21 protein-coding genes, 1 tRNA gene and 1 other annotated feature are annotated in these 15,789 nt (G+C 41.5%); all 22 genes read left to right on the forward strand.

Annotation, left to right across the window (positions count from 1 at the left end):
• The 22 genes from miaA to NYR25_04095 all read left to right on the forward strand — a co-directional run bounded on the left by miaA (position 1) and on the right by NYR25_04095 (position 15,783).
• Positions 1 to 918 (forward strand): tRNA (adenosine(37)-N6)-dimethylallyltransferase MiaA, encoded by a 918-nt coding sequence (gene miaA, locus NYR25_03990; protein UWF34563.1) that lies wholly within the window; start codon positions 1 to 3, stop codon positions 916 to 918.
• The gene (locus NYR25_03995; GenBank protein UWF34564.1) at positions 915 to 2,174 is read left to right on the forward strand and encodes a methionine gamma-lyase family protein; all 1,260 of its coding nucleotides are present in this window, start codon (positions 915 to 917) and stop codon (positions 2,172 to 2,174) included. The genes miaA and NYR25_03995 overlap by 4 nt, the downstream gene beginning before the upstream one ends.
• 79 nt (positions 2,175 to 2,253) lie before the next feature.
• Positions 2,254 to 2,619: a MerR family transcriptional regulator gene (locus tag NYR25_04000; GenBank protein UWF34565.1), complete on the forward strand. Its 366-nt coding sequence runs from the start codon at positions 2,254 to 2,256 to the stop codon at positions 2,617 to 2,619.
• Positions 2,620 to 2,649: 30 nt separating this feature from the next.
• Entirely contained in the window at positions 2,650 to 3,990 is a 1,341-nt protein-coding gene (glnA, locus tag NYR25_04005; protein ID UWF34566.1) for a type I glutamate--ammonia ligase, read from the forward strand.
• 217 nt (positions 3,991 to 4,207) lie between these two features.
• A complete protein-coding gene (locus tag NYR25_04010; GenBank protein UWF34567.1) occupies positions 4,208 to 5,083 on the forward strand; it encodes a hypothetical protein in 876 nt (291 codons plus the stop codon).
• Positions 5,076 to 6,008, forward strand: a complete 933-nt coding sequence (locus tag NYR25_04015; protein UWF34568.1) for a hypothetical protein — start codon at positions 5,076 to 5,078, stop codon at positions 6,006 to 6,008. The genes NYR25_04010 and NYR25_04015 overlap by 8 nt, the downstream gene beginning before the upstream one ends.
• A gap of 12 nt (positions 6,009 to 6,020) precedes the next feature.
• The gene (locus NYR25_04020; GenBank protein ID UWF34569.1) at positions 6,021 to 6,560 is read left to right on the forward strand and encodes a dUTP diphosphatase; all 540 of its coding nucleotides are present in this window, start codon (positions 6,021 to 6,023) and stop codon (positions 6,558 to 6,560) included.
• Positions 6,561 to 6,708: 148 nt separating this feature from the next.
• Entirely contained in the window at positions 6,709 to 6,936 is a 228-nt protein-coding gene (locus tag NYR25_04025) for a hypothetical protein (GenBank protein UWF34570.1), read from the forward strand.
• 120 nt (positions 6,937 to 7,056) lie between these two features.
• A tRNA-Arg gene (locus NYR25_04030) sits at positions 7,057 to 7,130 on the forward strand.
• Positions 7,131 to 7,265: 135 nt separating this feature from the next.
• On the forward strand, positions 7,266 to 7,781 hold the full coding sequence (locus NYR25_04035) for a hypothetical protein (protein UWF34571.1): 516 nt from the start codon (positions 7,266 to 7,268) through the stop codon (positions 7,779 to 7,781).
• Positions 7,782 to 8,256: 475 nt separating this feature from the next.
• Entirely contained in the window at positions 8,257 to 8,886 is a 630-nt protein-coding gene (locus NYR25_04040) for a TetR/AcrR family transcriptional regulator (GenBank protein UWF34572.1), read from the forward strand.
• Positions 8,887 to 8,935: 49 nt separating this feature from the next.
• Positions 8,936 to 9,003, forward strand: a sequence feature (ribosomal protein L21 leader region).
• 14 nt (positions 9,004 to 9,017) lie between these two features.
• A complete protein-coding gene (rplU, locus tag NYR25_04045) occupies positions 9,018 to 9,326 on the forward strand; it encodes a 50S ribosomal protein L21 (GenBank protein ID UWF34573.1) in 309 nt (102 codons plus the stop codon).
• 22 nt (positions 9,327 to 9,348) lie between these two features.
• Positions 9,349 to 9,675: a ribosomal-processing cysteine protease Prp gene (locus NYR25_04050; GenBank protein UWF34574.1), complete on the forward strand. Its 327-nt coding sequence runs from the start codon at positions 9,349 to 9,351 to the stop codon at positions 9,673 to 9,675.
• Between the two features lie 24 nt (positions 9,676 to 9,699).
• A complete protein-coding gene (rpmA, locus tag NYR25_04055) occupies positions 9,700 to 9,987 on the forward strand; it encodes a 50S ribosomal protein L27 (protein UWF34575.1) in 288 nt (95 codons plus the stop codon).
• Positions 9,988 to 10,104: 117 nt separating this feature from the next.
• The gene (gene efp / locus NYR25_04060; GenBank protein UWF34576.1) at positions 10,105 to 10,668 is read left to right on the forward strand and encodes an elongation factor P; all 564 of its coding nucleotides are present in this window, start codon (positions 10,105 to 10,107) and stop codon (positions 10,666 to 10,668) included.
• A gap of 18 nt (positions 10,669 to 10,686) precedes the next feature.
• Positions 10,687 to 11,118 carry an Asp23/Gls24 family envelope stress response protein gene (locus NYR25_04065; protein UWF34577.1) on the forward strand — a complete coding sequence of 144 codons (432 nt, stop codon included), beginning with the start codon at positions 10,687 to 10,689 and terminating at the stop codon, positions 11,116 to 11,118.
• Entirely contained in the window at positions 11,115 to 11,519 is a 405-nt protein-coding gene (gene nusB, locus NYR25_04070) for a transcription antitermination factor NusB (protein ID UWF34578.1), read from the forward strand. Before NYR25_04065 ends, nusB begins: the two co-directional genes overlap by 4 nt.
• A 124-nt stretch (positions 11,520 to 11,643) precedes the next feature.
• Positions 11,644 to 12,498, forward strand: a complete 855-nt coding sequence (gene folD / locus NYR25_04075; protein UWF34579.1) for a bifunctional methylenetetrahydrofolate dehydrogenase/methenyltetrahydrofolate cyclohydrolase FolD — start codon at positions 11,644 to 11,646, stop codon at positions 12,496 to 12,498.
• The gene (xseA, locus tag NYR25_04080; GenBank protein ID UWF34580.1) at positions 12,495 to 13,838 is read left to right on the forward strand and encodes an exodeoxyribonuclease VII large subunit; all 1,344 of its coding nucleotides are present in this window, start codon (positions 12,495 to 12,497) and stop codon (positions 13,836 to 13,838) included. The genes folD and xseA overlap by 4 nt, the downstream gene beginning before the upstream one ends.
• The gene (locus NYR25_04085; GenBank protein UWF34581.1) at positions 13,838 to 14,074 is read left to right on the forward strand and encodes an exodeoxyribonuclease VII small subunit; all 237 of its coding nucleotides are present in this window, start codon (positions 13,838 to 13,840) and stop codon (positions 14,072 to 14,074) included. Before xseA ends, NYR25_04085 begins: the two co-directional genes overlap by 1 nt.
• Positions 14,067 to 14,951, forward strand: a complete 885-nt coding sequence (locus NYR25_04090; GenBank protein UWF34582.1) for a polyprenyl synthetase family protein — start codon at positions 14,067 to 14,069, stop codon at positions 14,949 to 14,951. Before NYR25_04085 ends, NYR25_04090 begins: the two co-directional genes overlap by 8 nt.
• Positions 14,952 to 14,964: 13 nt before the next feature.
• The gene (locus tag NYR25_04095; GenBank protein ID UWF34583.1) at positions 14,965 to 15,783 is read left to right on the forward strand and encodes a TlyA family RNA methyltransferase; all 819 of its coding nucleotides are present in this window, start codon (positions 14,965 to 14,967) and stop codon (positions 15,781 to 15,783) included.
• The last annotated feature ends 6 nt before the right edge of the window (positions 15,784 to 15,789 follow it).

Here is a 15,789-nt window from a genome sequence, read left to right on the forward strand (position 1 = left end):
ATGCAAAAAGTTTTAGCAATTGTCGGTCCCACGGCAGTCGGAAAGACGAGTTTATCCATTGAGATGGCTAAACGCTGGAATGGCGAAATTATCTCGGGAGATTCGATGCAAGTCTATCAACGACTTGACGTTGGGACGGCGAAAATTTCTCCTGCAGAAATGCAAGGAGTGCCCCATCACCTAATTAACGTTCGAAAGGTACAGGAGCGTTTTTCAGCTGCTGATTTTAAGGAAGCGGCGGCAAGCCTTATAAAAGAAATTAGTGATAGAAAAAAGTTGCCAATCATCGTCGGGGGGACCGGCTTCTACCTACAAGCGCTATTAAATGATTTACAACTGGGAACCACTAACGAAGATCGTCAAAAAATTGAGGCGGTCCGAACGACACTAAATCAAAAAAGCGACGAAGAATTGCGTCAACGTTTGCAAGAAGTTGACCCGGAAAGTTATGCAGAAATCGACTTAAATAACCGTCGGCGAGTAATCAGGGCTTTAGAAGTTTTCCAAACTACGGGTCAAAAATTTTCTGCGCAACCAAAGGCGCAGAGTGACCCGGTCTACGATGCGTTATTAATCGGCTTGAATACGGAACGAAGTAAGTTGTACGAACGCATTAATCAGCGAGTGAAATTAATGTTAGCTCAAGGGTTGGAAGATGAAGCGCGGTGGCTGTTCAAACAACCGGGAGTGGTTCAGGCAACGAAAGGAATTGGCTATCGGGAGTGGCCAGCGTACTTTGCGGGTGAACAATCATACGCCGCCACGGTAGCTCAAATCCAAAAAGATTCCCGTCATTACGCTAAACGACAGCTAACGTGGTTTCGAAACCAAATGGACGTGAATTGGTTTGACATTATTCAAACCCCCGCAGAAAAGCAAGTAATTAATCAAAGAATTGAGGAGTGGTTAGCAAAATGAAAAATTGGAAGGATTCGTTTAAACCGGAAGTGCAACAATTAATTACCGAGGTTGAACAACAAATTCAGCCTAAGTTAGCGGAAATTGACGATCAGGTGACTTATAACCAGCAAAAGGTGTTAGAAGCCTTTCAAAAAGAACGGATTGCCGAAGAAAACTTGAACGGCGCGACGGGTTATGGTTACAACGACATGGGCCGAGACGCCTTGGATCGGGTTTACGCAGACGTTTTTAAAACTGAGGATGCCCTAGTGCGGCCCCAATTTGTTTCTGGAACCCACACCATTAGTACGGCATTTTTTGGGATGCTTCGACCTAACGATAAATTGCTCTACTTAACCGGTATGCCTTACGATACTATCCAAGAAGTAATTGGCATTACTGGTGAAGCTGGACGTGGATCGTTGAAGGATTTTCAAATTGGGTTTGACTACGTGCCATTGTTAGCCGATGGAAAAGTTGATTTTGAAGGAATGCGGTCGAAATTGACTTCAGACGTTAAGGTGGTAGCCATTCAGCGGTCGCGCGGGTACGATAGCCGGGCTAGTTTTACGGTCACGGAAATTGAAGAGATGGTTAAACAAGTGCGACAGGTCGCACCAGACGTCACCATCTTTGTAGATAACTGCTACGGAGAATTTTCTGAAACCATCGAGCCCACGGAAGTCGGAGTTGACGTGATGGTCGGTTCCTTGATTAAAAACGCCGGGGGAGGCATTGTCCAAACTGGTGGTTACGTGGTTGGACGAGGTGACTTGATTGAAAAAATTGCTAGCCGCCTTACTAACGTTGGCTCAGGAAAAGAAGAGGGCGCGACCTTAGAAAATTTACGGCGAATGTTCCAAGGCTTTTTCATGGCACCGTCGGTTACTGGAGCAGCTATTAAGGGAGCTATTTTTGAAAGTGCACTTCTTGAAAAGTGTGGCCTCGAAGTCGATCCAAAATGGGATGATGCGCGAACGGACTTAATTCAAACCATTAATTTTGGTGATCCGAAGCCAATGGTTAAATTTGCTAAACAAATTCAAAAGAATTCACCAATTGACTCCTATGTTGATCCAGAACCTTCCGTAATGGCTGGTTACGAAGATAAGGTGATTATGGCAGCCGGTACTTTTGTCCAAGGGGCTAGCATTGAATTTTCCGCAGACGGTCCGCTACGTGCGCCCTACACTTTATATCTCCAAGGTGGGTTAACGTACGCACACGTAAAAGTGGCGATTGCAAAGGCCGTGGAAGCAACTTTTTTCAGTTGATGTTAGAAAACCTGACATGATTCTTGACGGGCGGTTTTGCGATTGGTAGAATAAGTTCAATATTAAAGGAGTTATTGGTATGAGTGAAAAAGAGCTCCGTCGTTCACTGGCGGTTTTACCAATTGGTACAGTTATGAAGTTAACGTCGCTAACTGCGCGGCAAATCCGATATTACGAGCAACACCAATTGGTTTTTCCGGAACGTAGTGAAGGAAATCGACGCTTATTTTCGTTGAACGACGTGGATCGCTTGCTAGAAATTAAGGATTACTTAGCAGACGGTTTAACCATTGCCGAGGTGCAACGGCAGTTTGCTCAACAAGCAGAAGCGCGTAAACGTTCTCTTTCAGACAGTCAAATGCGGAAGATTTTGCGCGACGAGTTGTTACAAACTGGCCGATTAACCGACGATGATGGCCCAACTTTTCCAATTAAACGAATTTAATAAAAATATAAGTGGGGCGGACATAGAATTATGGCAAAGAAAAATTATACACCAGCAGATATTCGGCAAATGGCAAAGGACAATAACGTCCAATTTTTACGCTTAATGTTTACGGATCTTTTCGGGGTAATCAAAAATGTTGAAGTGCCAATTAGTCAATTAGATAAATTGTTAGAAAACAAGTTAATGTTTGACGGGTCTTCAATTGACGGTTTTGTTCGGATCGAAGAAAGTGATATGTATCTTTATCCGGACTTGTCTACGTGGATGGTCTTTCCTTGGGGAAGTGAACACGGTAAAGTCGCGCGGGTGATTTGTGAAGTATATACCAGCGACCGGAAGCCTTTTGCTGGGGATCCACGGAACAACTTGATCCGTGTGTTGCAAGAAATGAAAGACGAAGGGTTCACCGATTTTAATATTGGACCAGAACCAGAATTCTTCCTCTTGAAGCTGGATGAAAATGGTAAGCCAACGACCCACCTTAACGATCAGGGAAGCTACTTTGATTTGGCACCCGTCGACTTAGGAGAAAATTGTCGGCGTGACATCGTTTTAGAACTTGAAAATATGGGCTTTGACGTGGAAGCGTCCCATCACGAGGTTGCTCCGGGCCAGCACGAAATTGATTTCAAATATGCGGATGCACTAACGGCAGCTGATAACATCCAAACCTTCAAGTTAGTCGTTAAGACGGTTGCACGGAAGTATAATTTACACGCAACTTTTATGCCTAAACCACTCGATGGGATCAACGGTTCGGGAATGCACTTAAACATGTCCCTTTTCAACAAGGAGGGTAACGCCTTTTATGATGAAAAAGGCGAGTTACAACTTTCTCAAAAGGCCTACTGGTTCTTGGGAGGATTGCTGAAACACGCTCGGAGTTATACGGCGGTTTGCAACCCAATCGTTAATTCTTATAAACGCCTAGTACCTGGCTATGAAGCACCAGTTTACGTAGCTTGGTCTGGTTCTAACCGCTCACCACTTATTCGGGTCCCATCTAGCAAGGGACTATCAACACGTTTTGAAGTGCGGAGCGTTGATCCGTCAGCCAACCCTTATTTGGCGATTGCGGCGGTTCTGGAAGCGGGACTAGACGGGATTCGCAACCAGATTGAACCAGATGATTCGGTTGACCGCAACATCTACCGGATGAACGTTCAAGAACGTCATGAAGAACACATTCAAGATTTACCTTCCACATTGCATAACGCGCTTAAGGAATTTGAAAAGGATGGCGTAATGAAAAAAGCACTTGGGGACCACATCTTCCAAAGCTTCTTAGAAGCTAAAAAGTTAGAGTGGGCTTCGTATCGTCAAGAAGTTACCCAATGGGAACGGGATCAGTATTTAGAAATGTTTTAAAAAATAATGAGCACTTCCGTAGTTAGTGAGGAGGATGAAATAAGGTTTCGGATTAAAGAATAAATCCGAGGCCTTATTTTAGTTAGGTCGTCTTTTTAAGGGTGGAACGGTTTTAAAGTTTATTTTTGAAGTTTGTCTAAATTTGGTGGCGAAACGCTTTATTTATTTGAAATTTTTTTGTAACATTAAGACAGAAATAGAGAATGGAGCGGATATCATGGCAGATGAACGTAAGAACCACGGGCAATCTAGTGGGGAGATTTTAATTTCCCAACTAAGGGTAAAGGATCAATACATAAATGATTTGGCGGAAGCCATTGACCATCATGATGATTTACAGGTTTACCAACTCTTAGAGCCGGTACGTTACCAAGAAGAAATTGATCAAAGCTTCGAATTAAAGTATGGGGAGCACCCGTTTGAGCTGGTTAAGGATCAACGTGCGGAGCTCGCCCATTATTTAAGCGATAACTTAATTGACTATTTAATTCAAAAGTTTCCGTTTTTCTACTATCGTGAGGTAGAGAAGGGACAATTTATTGTCTTCTTCGGAAATTGGTGGGATCGTCGTCAAATCGGTACGTTGGATTCTTTGAATATTGAACTAGCGTTAGACGAAGCCAAATTAAGCCAGTTGGAAAAAGCTTTGCAAGCTGAAGAAACTGGAGAAACCTTAAACGGCGATCGAATTGCCGAACTCTCCGCTGAAAATGTAAGGCTACAAAAATTAATTGATGGCCAAGCTGATTTAGAGAAGAAAAAAGAAGAATTAATGCAACAACAAAGTGATTTAGCCGAAAAAGGCGGCTTGTTTGAGTCGGCTAAGGTAAAAGAAGAACGTCAACAACTTAAGGAAGAGTTGGCGAAGGTCGAAGAAGAGATCCAAACGGCTAACCAAGCACCAAGTAAAATTCGAGAACAACAAAAGCAAATTTTGGCATTGTCGAAAGAAGATACTATGTTGGGATTGGAGACGGCAGCCTTAAAGAAGAGCTTTACGAGTTTTAAGGAATTTCACGAACTAACGCAAAACCTTTACCATAACTACCTTATGGATCTATTAGACGAAGGGCAGGTAAAGTCTAATGGATAAGCAAACAACGAACCAGACAACTAACAATCAAGGCGCTAACAAATTTAACGATACCATGTTAAAAGTTCAAGACGAATTAAATGAAGGACTCAAGAAGGGCCAACGCTACGCGGAATTAATGCACGAATTGACTACCACCGCTGATCCTATCGAATTATTGGACGCAACTCGGCAGTTGGCTACTTTTGAAGTGGATACGGCTGCGGTAGTTTTTCCGAAAAAGTTTGCGGCGAGTGACTACTATTTAATTTTTATGTCCCGATTGCTTGAACTAAACGGATTAACTAACGAATTTCGGACAGCGATGGTGGAAACGGATGGGCATCCAGTCATGCATCATCAGTGGCCGAATAGCGACCAAATTTTCCGGTTTGAAAAGAACGGTGCCCACTTAGCATACGTAGAACAGACTAGCCACCAAGTTATTTTTAGGTTAGATTTAGAAAAGCAAACCATGAGTTTTGACACCGCAACTATTAACAATTTGTACTTTTTAAGTGAAGGCACGGATCCAAAAACTTCGCTGAAAAAACAGGTGGCTTCCTTCATTAAATTTGGGCAATTGCTTGAAAAAAATTATCATTTCCAAGTTGACTTTAACATGTTTGACGCACGAAATGAAAAGACTTACGTTTTTGAAGGAACCGGTTTGGATAGCAGTATTCTTGATGAACTATTTGTTGCTGCTGCGCAGAATCACTACATTCTTTACAATGCGGATGAGTTTTTAGGGGCGTTCTTACGCTTGAAATCAAACGTGATGTTGACAATTTTTGAAATGGACGCTGCTAACCACCAGTGGGCTATGCGGGTCCAAGATCAAGAGGAACGGTATTCTTTATTTGACGTTTTGAAAGACTATGCCTTCCTCAATGATTGGTACGTTAATAATATTGATGATTTGAAATTAAAAATGATACTTTAAGGTGATTAATAAATGGATTGGGCAAAGATGTTACAAGCTTCGGTTAACCTCGACCGTGACATTCGGATTAAGCATAATTTACAAAATAGCTTGGCGGATCGCATTCAGGAAGCATACATTTCCTTGGACGTGGAGTTAGCCGAAATTGCTAATGCTGCGGAGTGGTTTAAAGTTTGGAAAACCCATCGTGGAAAACGGGACGGTGACCTGTCCGTTCACCAAACGGTCTTGAACGAGTTTGTGGACGCCATTGATTTCTTTTTGTTGATGGCCAACTTAAATCAGTGGAACCACTTGATTGTAATTAGTGATGAACAGCTGGCTTCTTATCAAAATGACCAGCGGGATTTAGACTTGTCCTTGATGTATTTGAATATTAAGAAAATGTTATTTTCAACCTATTCATATAACCGGGGGACCGACTTTCAGCACGCTTGGCATTTATTTATAAAGTTTGGTATTCAAGGTTTAGGGTTTACACCAGAAGAATTGGAAAAAAGCTTCTTCGCAAAGAATCAAGTTAATTATCAGCGTCAAGAAAACAACTATTAGTTATTAGCCGTTTGCTGTAACAAAATTAGGGAAAGCTAATACTAAAAAGCAAGATGTTTTACTAAAGCCGGTATTTGTGGAATAATGGTGATGTAAGGCTGAGAAACTTTTAGCGAATTTTGCGTTTATTAAGGAAGCGATGTATGTAATGACGTATACTGATATTTATGGTTTTAAGCACGAAAATGCCACCATCGTCAGTAAGAAAGATGAGTTCCGACGTGTTTTCATCATTGAAGATGAAAAGCATCGCCGCTTCGAATGTTTGAAAGAGCATCCTGAATCTACTCATAAGGGGTCTGCGCACTGGAAGCTAAGTTCTAAAGACACTCCGCCAGATAACTACTGGGATGTTTTTGAGACAAGTGATAAGTAATGGTTAAAGGCCGGGAGATTGGAATGAATCTTCAGGCCTTTTAATTACTAACAATATGGGGCTACTGGCCACGAAACTTTATTGACAGGTCCGAATTTTTTAAATATAATAGTAAAGTACGGTTCGGTAGCTCAGCTGGATAGAGCATCCGCCTTCTAAGCGGACGGTCGTGAGTTCAAGTCTCACCCGAATCATACCGTACTAAAAGAAACGGTCGCTATTTTTAGCGATCGTTTTTTTATTTAAAAATCAGTTAAGGGCGCAAATCACTTTAATAAAAGTTAAATATCCGTTATCATTAGGTAAAAGAAATCATTAGAGGGTGACGGATGATGAAAAAATTTTTTGCAATTTTATTGTCATTAATTATGGTGACGGTCGTTTTAGGCGCTTGTACACATAACAAGGTTTATGGGACGGTAGTGGTTACACCCGAAAAATATAAACAAATCTCGGCAGATAAGGCAATGATTGAAGATTCGATAAAGGGTTTGAAAAAATTCAACTCTGAAAACCCGGAATCGGAGCAAAAGGTGATCAAAACTTTGAACACCCTAATTGAAAAGGGGCAACGCCACCTTAATAAACAAGATCGCGCCCAATTTAAACAGCTATTGGGTAGCGATCCTACGGGTGTGAAGGGCATCGTTAAAAATGCTTACGATCACCAACGGGGATTTGACGACGATTTAAGTGGCCGGATTCGGAGTAACATGCTAAAAGCAATTAAATTATTACCGCACGGGGTCACTAAGCACCCGGACGAGCAAGATAAAATTTATAAGCAAATGTTAAAAGATACGCAAGCTGACCGCAAATTATATCAAATTGGCGGTAACGAGTAAATTCAATATATACGGTTTAACCAAATGGATTTAGGAGATAACTTTCTCCTGGATCCATTTTTATTTCGTTTAGCAAAGGGGAGCTTAATAAACGTAAAGGTGAATATTATGAGCTTGAAATATAACGTTACAGAGTGTTTAAGGGTGTATACCAATTGGGGCTTCCTTTTCCGGTAGCTATCCATCATTTTTCATAAAAAGCTTCTGATTAGCATTATTTATCGTTAGGTTTATAATGTTAACTTAACTTGACACCGCTTTGGTGGAGCATGTTCAACAACTATGCCACTTTTTTTAAAATAAGCGAAAAAAAGGAGACGGAAAGTGGACTGTTGGCGGTTCATTTGTTGGGTTTGGTAAGCTATCATGAACATGTAGATGATAAAAGTTCGCTATTAATGTATGGTGTAGAATATTAAGGGCGATACAAATTTTCGAATAACTAAAATTTGCGAACTCTATGAGGTGCTTAAAAATGAAAAATGATCCAAGAATTATTAAGACAATAAATAAACTGGAAAAGGCTTTTGTGATGTTGTTGAAGACCTACGAAGTGGGGGATATTAACGTACGTCAAATAAGTGACGAAGCTGGGGTCACGCGGGGCGCTTTTTACTCTCATTTTTCAGATAAAAAAGAATTTCTTGAGTTTACTATGGAAAGTTTAATTCAAGAATTATTAAAACCATCCTTAAAAGACTCTGCTGACTACGTAGAGGAAGCGAAGCATGAAAATGCTCACCAAGCAAGTGTGCTTTCGCTAACCGAAATTTTTAATCACGTTGCTGAAAATTATCAAGCTTACACAGTGGTGATGGGTAATGACCGGCTCCCTAGTTTTAACCAAACACTCAAGAAACGTTTAATGGAAGAATTTGAAAAATTCGCTAATTATTATGGAAATGACCTTGATTTAGGAGGGTTTCCTTTTGAGGTGTTGAGTTCTTTTTACGTAAACGGCATTGTTGGAATGATCAAAGTTTGGTTGGAAAATGGAATGATGTATACGCCGCACTACATGGCAAACGCAGCTAAACAAGTCCTTGATAGTAAAGAAAGCGTCAAGACTACCGATTTAAAGCTAACCGATTTTTTTGTGGTTTAACGTTGACTAATTAACGATTATCAAGTATAGTACTAATGTTGGTGTGGTCTCCACGCTACAACCGCACAGAGTGAGTTTTGAAGCATAGCACTTACTTTGGCGAGTCTGAGATGAATAAGGAGGTGCACGTTGTGTACGCAATTATTAAAACTGGTGGCAAGCAACTCAAGGTTGAAGAAGGTCAATCTGTATACGTTGAGAAGCTAAACGCTGCTGAAGGCGAAAAAGTAACATTTGATCAAGTACTTTTTGTTGGTGGTGAATCAACAAAGATTGGTTCTCCAGTCGTTGAAGGTGCTTCAGTTGCTGGTACTGTTGAAAAACAAGGCAAGCAAAAGAAGATTACTACTTTCAAATACAAGGCTAAGAAGGGTCAACACACTAAGAAGGGTCATCGTCAACCATATACAAAGGTTAAGATTGATTCAATCAACGCTTAGTCAGTTGGAAAGGTGAAGAGTGATGATACAAGCATGGATTTATCGGGAAGCCGACCGCATTAGTGGTTTTAAGCTGACTGGTCACGCGGATGCTGGGGAATACGGCAAGGACATTGTTTGTGCCGCAGTTTCTGTCCTGGCTATTAATACCGTGAATAGTATCGAACAAATCGCCTCGGTAATGCCACTGGTTGATTCAGATGATGATAACGGTGGATTTTTATCAGTTAATGTCCCCGAAAGTAAGGATCGAGAAGCCGAGCAGAAGGCGCAAGTCTTGCTAGCTTCTTTTGAATTAGGATTACGGGATATTAGTAAAACCTATGACAAGTACTTAGTAATGAATTAACTTACATTCGGAGGTGTATTTACCATGGAAATGAACTTACAATTCTTCTCTCACCATAAAGGGGGAGGTTCCACATCCAATGGTCGTGACTCAGCTGGTCGTCGCCTTGGAACTAAGCGTGCTGACGGACAAGCTGCTAAGGCTGGTATGATTTTATATCGTCAACGTGGAACACATATTTACCCTGGTGTAAATGTTGGTCGCGGAAACGATGATACATTGTTCGCTCTTGCAGACGGAATCGTTCGTTTCGAACGTAAAGGTCGCGACAAGCGTCAAGTTTCTGTATATCCAGTAGCAGATGCTGAATAAGCGATAAGCAATTCAGGTCGGGACAAATCATCTTGTTCCGGCCTTTTTTAATGATTTTCTTGTTAAATAGATGAGCGATTGATATTATGAACTTATAATAATTGGAGGAATCTTTTTATGAGCACAATTTCAACGTCAGATTTTCATAATGGATTAACTATTGAAGTTGAAGATAACATTTGGCGGATTGTTGAATTTCAACATGTTAAGCCTGGTAAGGGTAGCGCATTTGTGCGGACTAAGTTGAAAAACTTAAGAACTGGCGCGGTTCAAGAAAAAACTTTCCGTGCTGGTGAAAAGATGGAACAAGCTAACATCGAAACCCGTAAGATGCAATACTTGTACAACGACGGGGCTAACTACGTATTTATGGACAACAATACGTACGAACAAGTAGAAATTCCAGAAGAACGTCTTGCAGAAGAGAAAAACTACTTGATTGAAAACATGGAAGTAAGTATCTCATTCTTCGGTTCCGAAACTCTAGGAGTTGAACTACCAAAGAATATTGCATTGAAAGTTGAATCAACTGAACCAAGTATTAAAGGTAATACTGCAAGCGGTGGTTCAAAACCAGCTACGATGGAAACAGGTTTAGTGGTACAAGTACCTTTCTTTGTAAACGAAGGAGATACCCTTAACATTAACACCCAAGACGGAACTTACATTTCACGGGCTTAATTTTTGGGAGGCAGAGTTATGGCAGATACGAAATACTTGGAATTAAAAGATTCCAGTTCAAAAAGAGGCGGAATCGCGATTGCACCTGACGTGGTCGAATCCATTGCTGGGATTACGGTCGACCAAATTGACGGAGTTCATTTGATCAGCAACAATATCTCAAAGGGCTTTAACACTATTTTAGGGCGTGACGCAGTTGGCGCAGGTACTAAGTTAATTGAAGACGAACGTGGATTGGTAATCAGGGTCAATGTGATGCTTGATTTTGGCGTATCTGTACCGCAAGTTGCCACTAAGATTCAAGATCGGATTCAACAACAACTTCTATTTATGACCGGCATCGTCATTGACGAAGTTAACGTGGTCGTGAGTGGAATGGTTCCGGATAAAACCACGTCTGATATTGACCCTAACGATATTTTTTCAGAAAATAATGGTGATCAAAAGTGAGTTTAAATCGACATCAAATGCGGGAAAGCGCCTTTAAGATGATTTTCGCTCAGAGTGTAAATCCGGACGCAGACCCCGAAGAATTAAAGAAGCAGGTTTTGGAAGAATTTCATGAAGCCGACGTTGCTGATCCATTTTTGAATAATTTAGTAACCGGCGTTCAAGAAAACGAGTCGGCAATTAACGACACGATTAGTAAAGAACTTAAAGCTGGTTGGACGGTCAAACGTTTAGCTAATCCCGACCGGGTGATTTTACAAATCGGAACGTATGAAATTAAATACACTGAAATACCCAATAGTGTGGCAATTAATGAGGCACTTGAATTAGCGAAGAAATATACGGATGAAAAGGCCCGTAAGTTTATTAACGGTGTTTTATCAAACGTTGCTAAAGACTAGGTTATTTTAAATAGAGTTGCGGATGGAAACAAACATTCGTGGCTCTTTTATTTTACAAATTATTTTATGAGGTCATGTGTTATCATTTAAAGTGTGTAATTATTTGAAACTGGAGGCGTTGTGCTTGGGACAAATCATTGACGGAAAAGCTTTAGCAGCTGAAATTGACTTACAAACTAAGGCAGAAGTCCTGCAATTAAAAGAACGGGGGATTGTACCGCATTTAGCAGTGGTATTGGTTGGAGACGACCCCGCTAGCCATATTTATGTTCGCAATAAAAAGAGGCGGGCTGAAAAACTGGGAATCCAATCAACGATTTGCCAATTTCCAAGTAATATATCGGAAGCAACTTTGCTTCAAGAAATTGACCGTCTAAACCAAGATTCAACGGTGAATGCAATTCTTGTGCAGATGCCGCTCCCACCCCAAATCGATGAATTTAAGGTAACCTTGGCGATTGATCCCCGAAAGGATGCGGATGGTTTTCATCCAGTGAATATGGGACGACTATTGCAAAACAAAGTGGACCGTACTCCAGTTGCTTGTACGCCTCGTGGGATTATGCAAATGTTAGATAAGTATAATATTAATCCGGAAGGTAAAAAAGCCGTGGTAATTGGGCGAAGCATGATTGTTGGTAAGCCGATGGCGGCATTACTATTGAATGCAAACGCGACGGTTACGGTGGCACATAGTCATACCCAAAGCTTAAGTGAGCTAACTAAGCAAGCTGATATTTTGGTGGTTGCAACGGGGATTGCTAACTTTATTAAGGGTGACCAAGTAAAGGAAGGTGCCGTAATTATTGACGTAGGGATGAACCGTGACCAGAACGGAAAATTAACGGGTGACGTAGACTTTGCAACGGTGTCACCTAAAGCCTCGTTTATTACGCCAGTTCCTAAGGGAGTTGGACCAATGACCATCACCATGTTAATGAAACAAACAACTGATCTAGCAAAGTGGAGTAATCAATGACAAACGAGCAATATTTAACGGTTACGGCGCTAACCCAGTATATCAAGCGAAAGTTCGATGCGGACCCGTATTTACATCGGGTGTACGTAGTTGGTGAAATTTCAAATTTTCGATTGCGGGTTAACGGCCACCAATACTTTAGCATTAAAGATGAGCAAGCCAAAATTAACGTAATCATGTTTAAATCGGCTTTTGCAAAGGTAAAGTTTCGGCCTGAAGAAGGAATGCGGGTGATTGTAAGTGGGCGGATCAGCGTATATCCTGGAAACGGAAGTTATCAGTTGTACGTTGATTCAATGCAGCCGGATGGTGTCGGGGCTTTATATCAAGCTTACGAACAGTTAAAGGCGAAGCTAGACAAGGAAGGCCTGTTTAAAGCACCTAAACAAGCGATTCCACGATTTCCAAAGAAGATCGCAGTAGTAACTAGTCGTTCTGGAGCGGTAATTCGTGATATTATTACCACGGTCAACCGGCGTTATCCAATTGTGCAATTGGTGCTATTTCCCGTGGCGGTGCAAGGAAATGAAGCCGCACCTAGTATTGCCGCTCAAATTAAACTCATCAACACGTTGTCCGGCTTTGATACTATTATCCTAGGACGGGGTGGCGGCTCAATTGAAGATCTATGGCCCTTTAATGAAGAAGTGGTGGCACGGGCAATTTTTGAGAGTCGAATACCTACCATTTCTTCAGTTGGACATGAAACGGATACGACCATTGCCGATTTGGTTGCCGATGTTCGTGCGGCGACGCCTACCGCTGCTGCTGAATTGGCGACACCAGTTTTAACGGATGTTTTAGCTGACTTGCAAAAAACGGAATTGCGAGTTATAAATGCTTTCAAAAATTTATTGAAAATTAAGCAACAGCAAGCACAACAATTAAAAAATTCATATATTTTTCAAGAGCCGCAACGTCTTTACGAAGGTTACGTGCAGAATGTTGACCAACTAACGGAACGGTTACAAGGTGCGCAGCGGCAGTATTTATCTGACCGATCAGCAGAGTTAGCAAAATTGCAACACCGGTTGCTGGTGAATAATCCGCAAAACCAAGTCGAGTTAGCCAAGCAGAAGGTGGCGTATTTGCGTAAACAATTACTTGACGTGATTAACAAGCGGTTTACCCAGTCGCAAACGGAGATGCAACAGTTAGTAGCGGCGTTAGATAATCTAAGTCCTTTACGGATCATGAGTCGGGGATACACATACGTTACAAAAAACGAACAAGTGGTTAATTCCGTAAAAAGCTTATCCGTTAACGATGCAATTAGATTAAACTTTAACGACGGCAGTGCTGACGCCGTGATTAAAACAATTAACAACGAGGAAAAGTAATGGAAAAAGAAAAAACGTTTGAAGAAAATTTACAGGCATTACAGGATGTAGTGAACAATCTTGAGCAGGGTGACATTCCTCTTGAAAAAGCACTAAGCGAATTTCAAAAGGGAATCCAATTAAGTACTCAATTACAGGATACCCTGAAAAATGCAGAAAAGACACTTACCAAAGTAATGAAAGATAACGGTGAAGAAGCCGATCTTGATTTAGAAACAGATGAGCATAATGACTAAGGAATTTGACGATTTTGTTGGTGAAAGTACGCCGCTGATTAATAAGCGCTTTGCAGAATTGATCACTGATTTAGGGGGGCGGCAGCCGCAACTAGCAAAAATGATGGCGTATTCGTTTGACGCTGGTGGTAAACGGGTCCGCCCGTTAATGTTATTAGCAATCTTAAAGGTTTTACGTCGTTTGGTAGATGCAGATGTTCTGACGGTTGCGGTAGCCTTAGAGGCGGTACACACCTATTCGCTAATTCACGATGATTTACCAGCCATGGATAATGACGATCTTCGACGGGGACGCCCAACCAGCCATAAACAATTTGGGGAAGCTGAGGCGATCTTAACTGGAGATGCTTTATTAACGGTTGCTTTTCAGTGGTTGGCAACTACTGGATTAGAAGATGACGTTAAGGTGGCCTTAGTTAACGATTTGGCACAAGCGGCCGGGCCAGAAGGAATGGTTGCTGGACAGTTATTAGATATTGAAGGAAATCAGCGGCATTATTCTCTCGAGCAGTTAAAGCAGCTGCACGAATTGAAAACGGGTCAAATGCTGATTTTTCCTGCTAAGGCCGCTCTACACATCACGAAGGCGGAGACCAACGTTACAAGGGCAATCTTACAGTTTGTGCAGAATTTTGGCTTAGCTTTTCAGATTCATGATGATATTATTGACGTAACGGAAAGTAGCGCTGAGCTAGGCAAAACAGCGGGTAAAGACCAAGCGCTAAATAAGAATACGTACGTTAATTTATTAGGGTTAGCCAACGCTAAAGAACGTTTAGCAACGGTATTGGCAGCGTGTGAAGCTGCGCTGAAGCCACTTGCAGAACGGGGTTACGAAGTTACGTTGCTTCGCGGCTTTTTAACGTATTTAAAATAATGGAGACAGGGTAATGGCAAAAGAACGAGTAGATGTTTTATTAGTTAAGCAGGGGTTATTTGATACCCGAGAAAAAGCCAAACGAGCAGTAATGGCTGGTGAAATTTTAGGTGATAATGAGGAGCGGTTAGATAAACCGGGAGTTAAAATTGATCCTAATACCAAATTACATTTAAAAGGTAAGCCGATGCCTTACGTGAGTCGGGGTGGTTTAAAACTTGCTAAGGCTTTAGAAGTATTTGACATCGACGTTAACGGGCTGGTTGTTTTAGACATTGGTTCTTCGACAGGGGGCTTTACGGATGTAATGCTACAAAACGGGGCTAAACTAAGCTACGCATTAGACGTGGGGACTAACCAACTGGTCTGGAAGCTGCGCGAGGACCCTCGGGTAGTAGTGATGGAAAATACTAATTTCCGCTATAGCAAACTAGCAGATTTTACGGAAGGACAGCCGGAATTTGCCTCCATTGACGTTTCCTTTATTTCTCTAAAACTAATTTTGCCAGTCCTTAAACAGATTATTAAAACGGGTGGGTCAGTAGTTAGTTTGATTAAACCCCAGTTTGAAGCTGGACGAGAGAAAGTTGGCAAACACGGCATTGTTCGGGACCGGAAAGTTCACGAAGAAGTGCTTGAGAACGTTTTGGCAATGGCTAATGCAGAAGGATTTGATGTGCGAGGGCTCGATTATTCTCCAATTAAGGGTGGCGAAGGCAACATTGAATTTTTGGCATGGTTGTCTAGTGCGGATGCAGAACTAGGCAGTATTAGTTCGCAAGTCAACATTAAAGAAGTACTCGACCGAGCATATTCCAATTTAAATTCGTAGGTGAGA

This window comes from Pediococcus acidilactici, assembly GCA_024970065.1.
GTDB lineage: Bacteria > Bacillota > Bacilli > Lactobacillales > Lactobacillaceae > Pediococcus > Pediococcus acidilactici_A.

Coding starts and splice junctions, on each gene's coding strand:
- NYR25_03995 (UWF34564.1), top strand. CDS start 915: ATGAAAAATTGGAAGGATTCGTTTAAACCGGAAGTGCAACAATTAATT.
- NYR25_04040 (UWF34572.1), top strand. CDS start 8,257: ATGAAAAATGATCCAAGAATTATTAAGACAATAAATAAACTGGAAAAG.
- NYR25_04035 (UWF34571.1), top strand. CDS start 7,266: ATGATGAAAAAATTTTTTGCAATTTTATTGTCATTAATTATGGTGACG.
- NYR25_04020 (UWF34569.1), top strand. CDS start 6,021: ATGGATTGGGCAAAGATGTTACAAGCTTCGGTTAACCTCGACCGTGAC.
- miaA (UWF34563.1), top strand. CDS start 1: ATGCAAAAAGTTTTAGCAATTGTCGGTCCCACGGCAGTCGGAAAGACG.
- NYR25_04010 (UWF34567.1), top strand. CDS start 4,208: ATGGCAGATGAACGTAAGAACCACGGGCAATCTAGTGGGGAGATTTTA.
- NYR25_04025 (UWF34570.1), top strand. CDS start 6,709: ATGACGTATACTGATATTTATGGTTTTAAGCACGAAAATGCCACCATC.
- NYR25_04015 (UWF34568.1), top strand. CDS start 5,076: ATGGATAAGCAAACAACGAACCAGACAACTAACAATCAAGGCGCTAAC.
- NYR25_04000 (UWF34565.1), top strand. CDS start 2,254: ATGAGTGAAAAAGAGCTCCGTCGTTCACTGGCGGTTTTACCAATTGGT.
- NYR25_04095 (UWF34583.1), top strand. CDS start 14,965: ATGGCAAAAGAACGAGTAGATGTTTTATTAGTTAAGCAGGGGTTATTT.
- efp (UWF34576.1), top strand. CDS start 10,105: ATGAGCACAATTTCAACGTCAGATTTTCATAATGGATTAACTATTGAA.
- NYR25_04085 (UWF34581.1), top strand. CDS start 13,838: ATGGAAAAAGAAAAAACGTTTGAAGAAAATTTACAGGCATTACAGGAT.
- xseA (UWF34580.1), top strand. CDS start 12,495: ATGACAAACGAGCAATATTTAACGGTTACGGCGCTAACCCAGTATATC.
- glnA (UWF34566.1), top strand. CDS start 2,650: ATGGCAAAGAAAAATTATACACCAGCAGATATTCGGCAAATGGCAAAG.
- NYR25_04065 (UWF34577.1), top strand. CDS start 10,687: ATGGCAGATACGAAATACTTGGAATTAAAAGATTCCAGTTCAAAAAGA.
- rpmA (UWF34575.1), top strand. CDS start 9,700: ATGGAAATGAACTTACAATTCTTCTCTCACCATAAAGGGGGAGGTTCC.
- NYR25_04050 (UWF34574.1), top strand. CDS start 9,349: ATGATACAAGCATGGATTTATCGGGAAGCCGACCGCATTAGTGGTTTT.
- NYR25_04090 (UWF34582.1), top strand. CDS start 14,067: ATGACTAAGGAATTTGACGATTTTGTTGGTGAAAGTACGCCGCTGATT.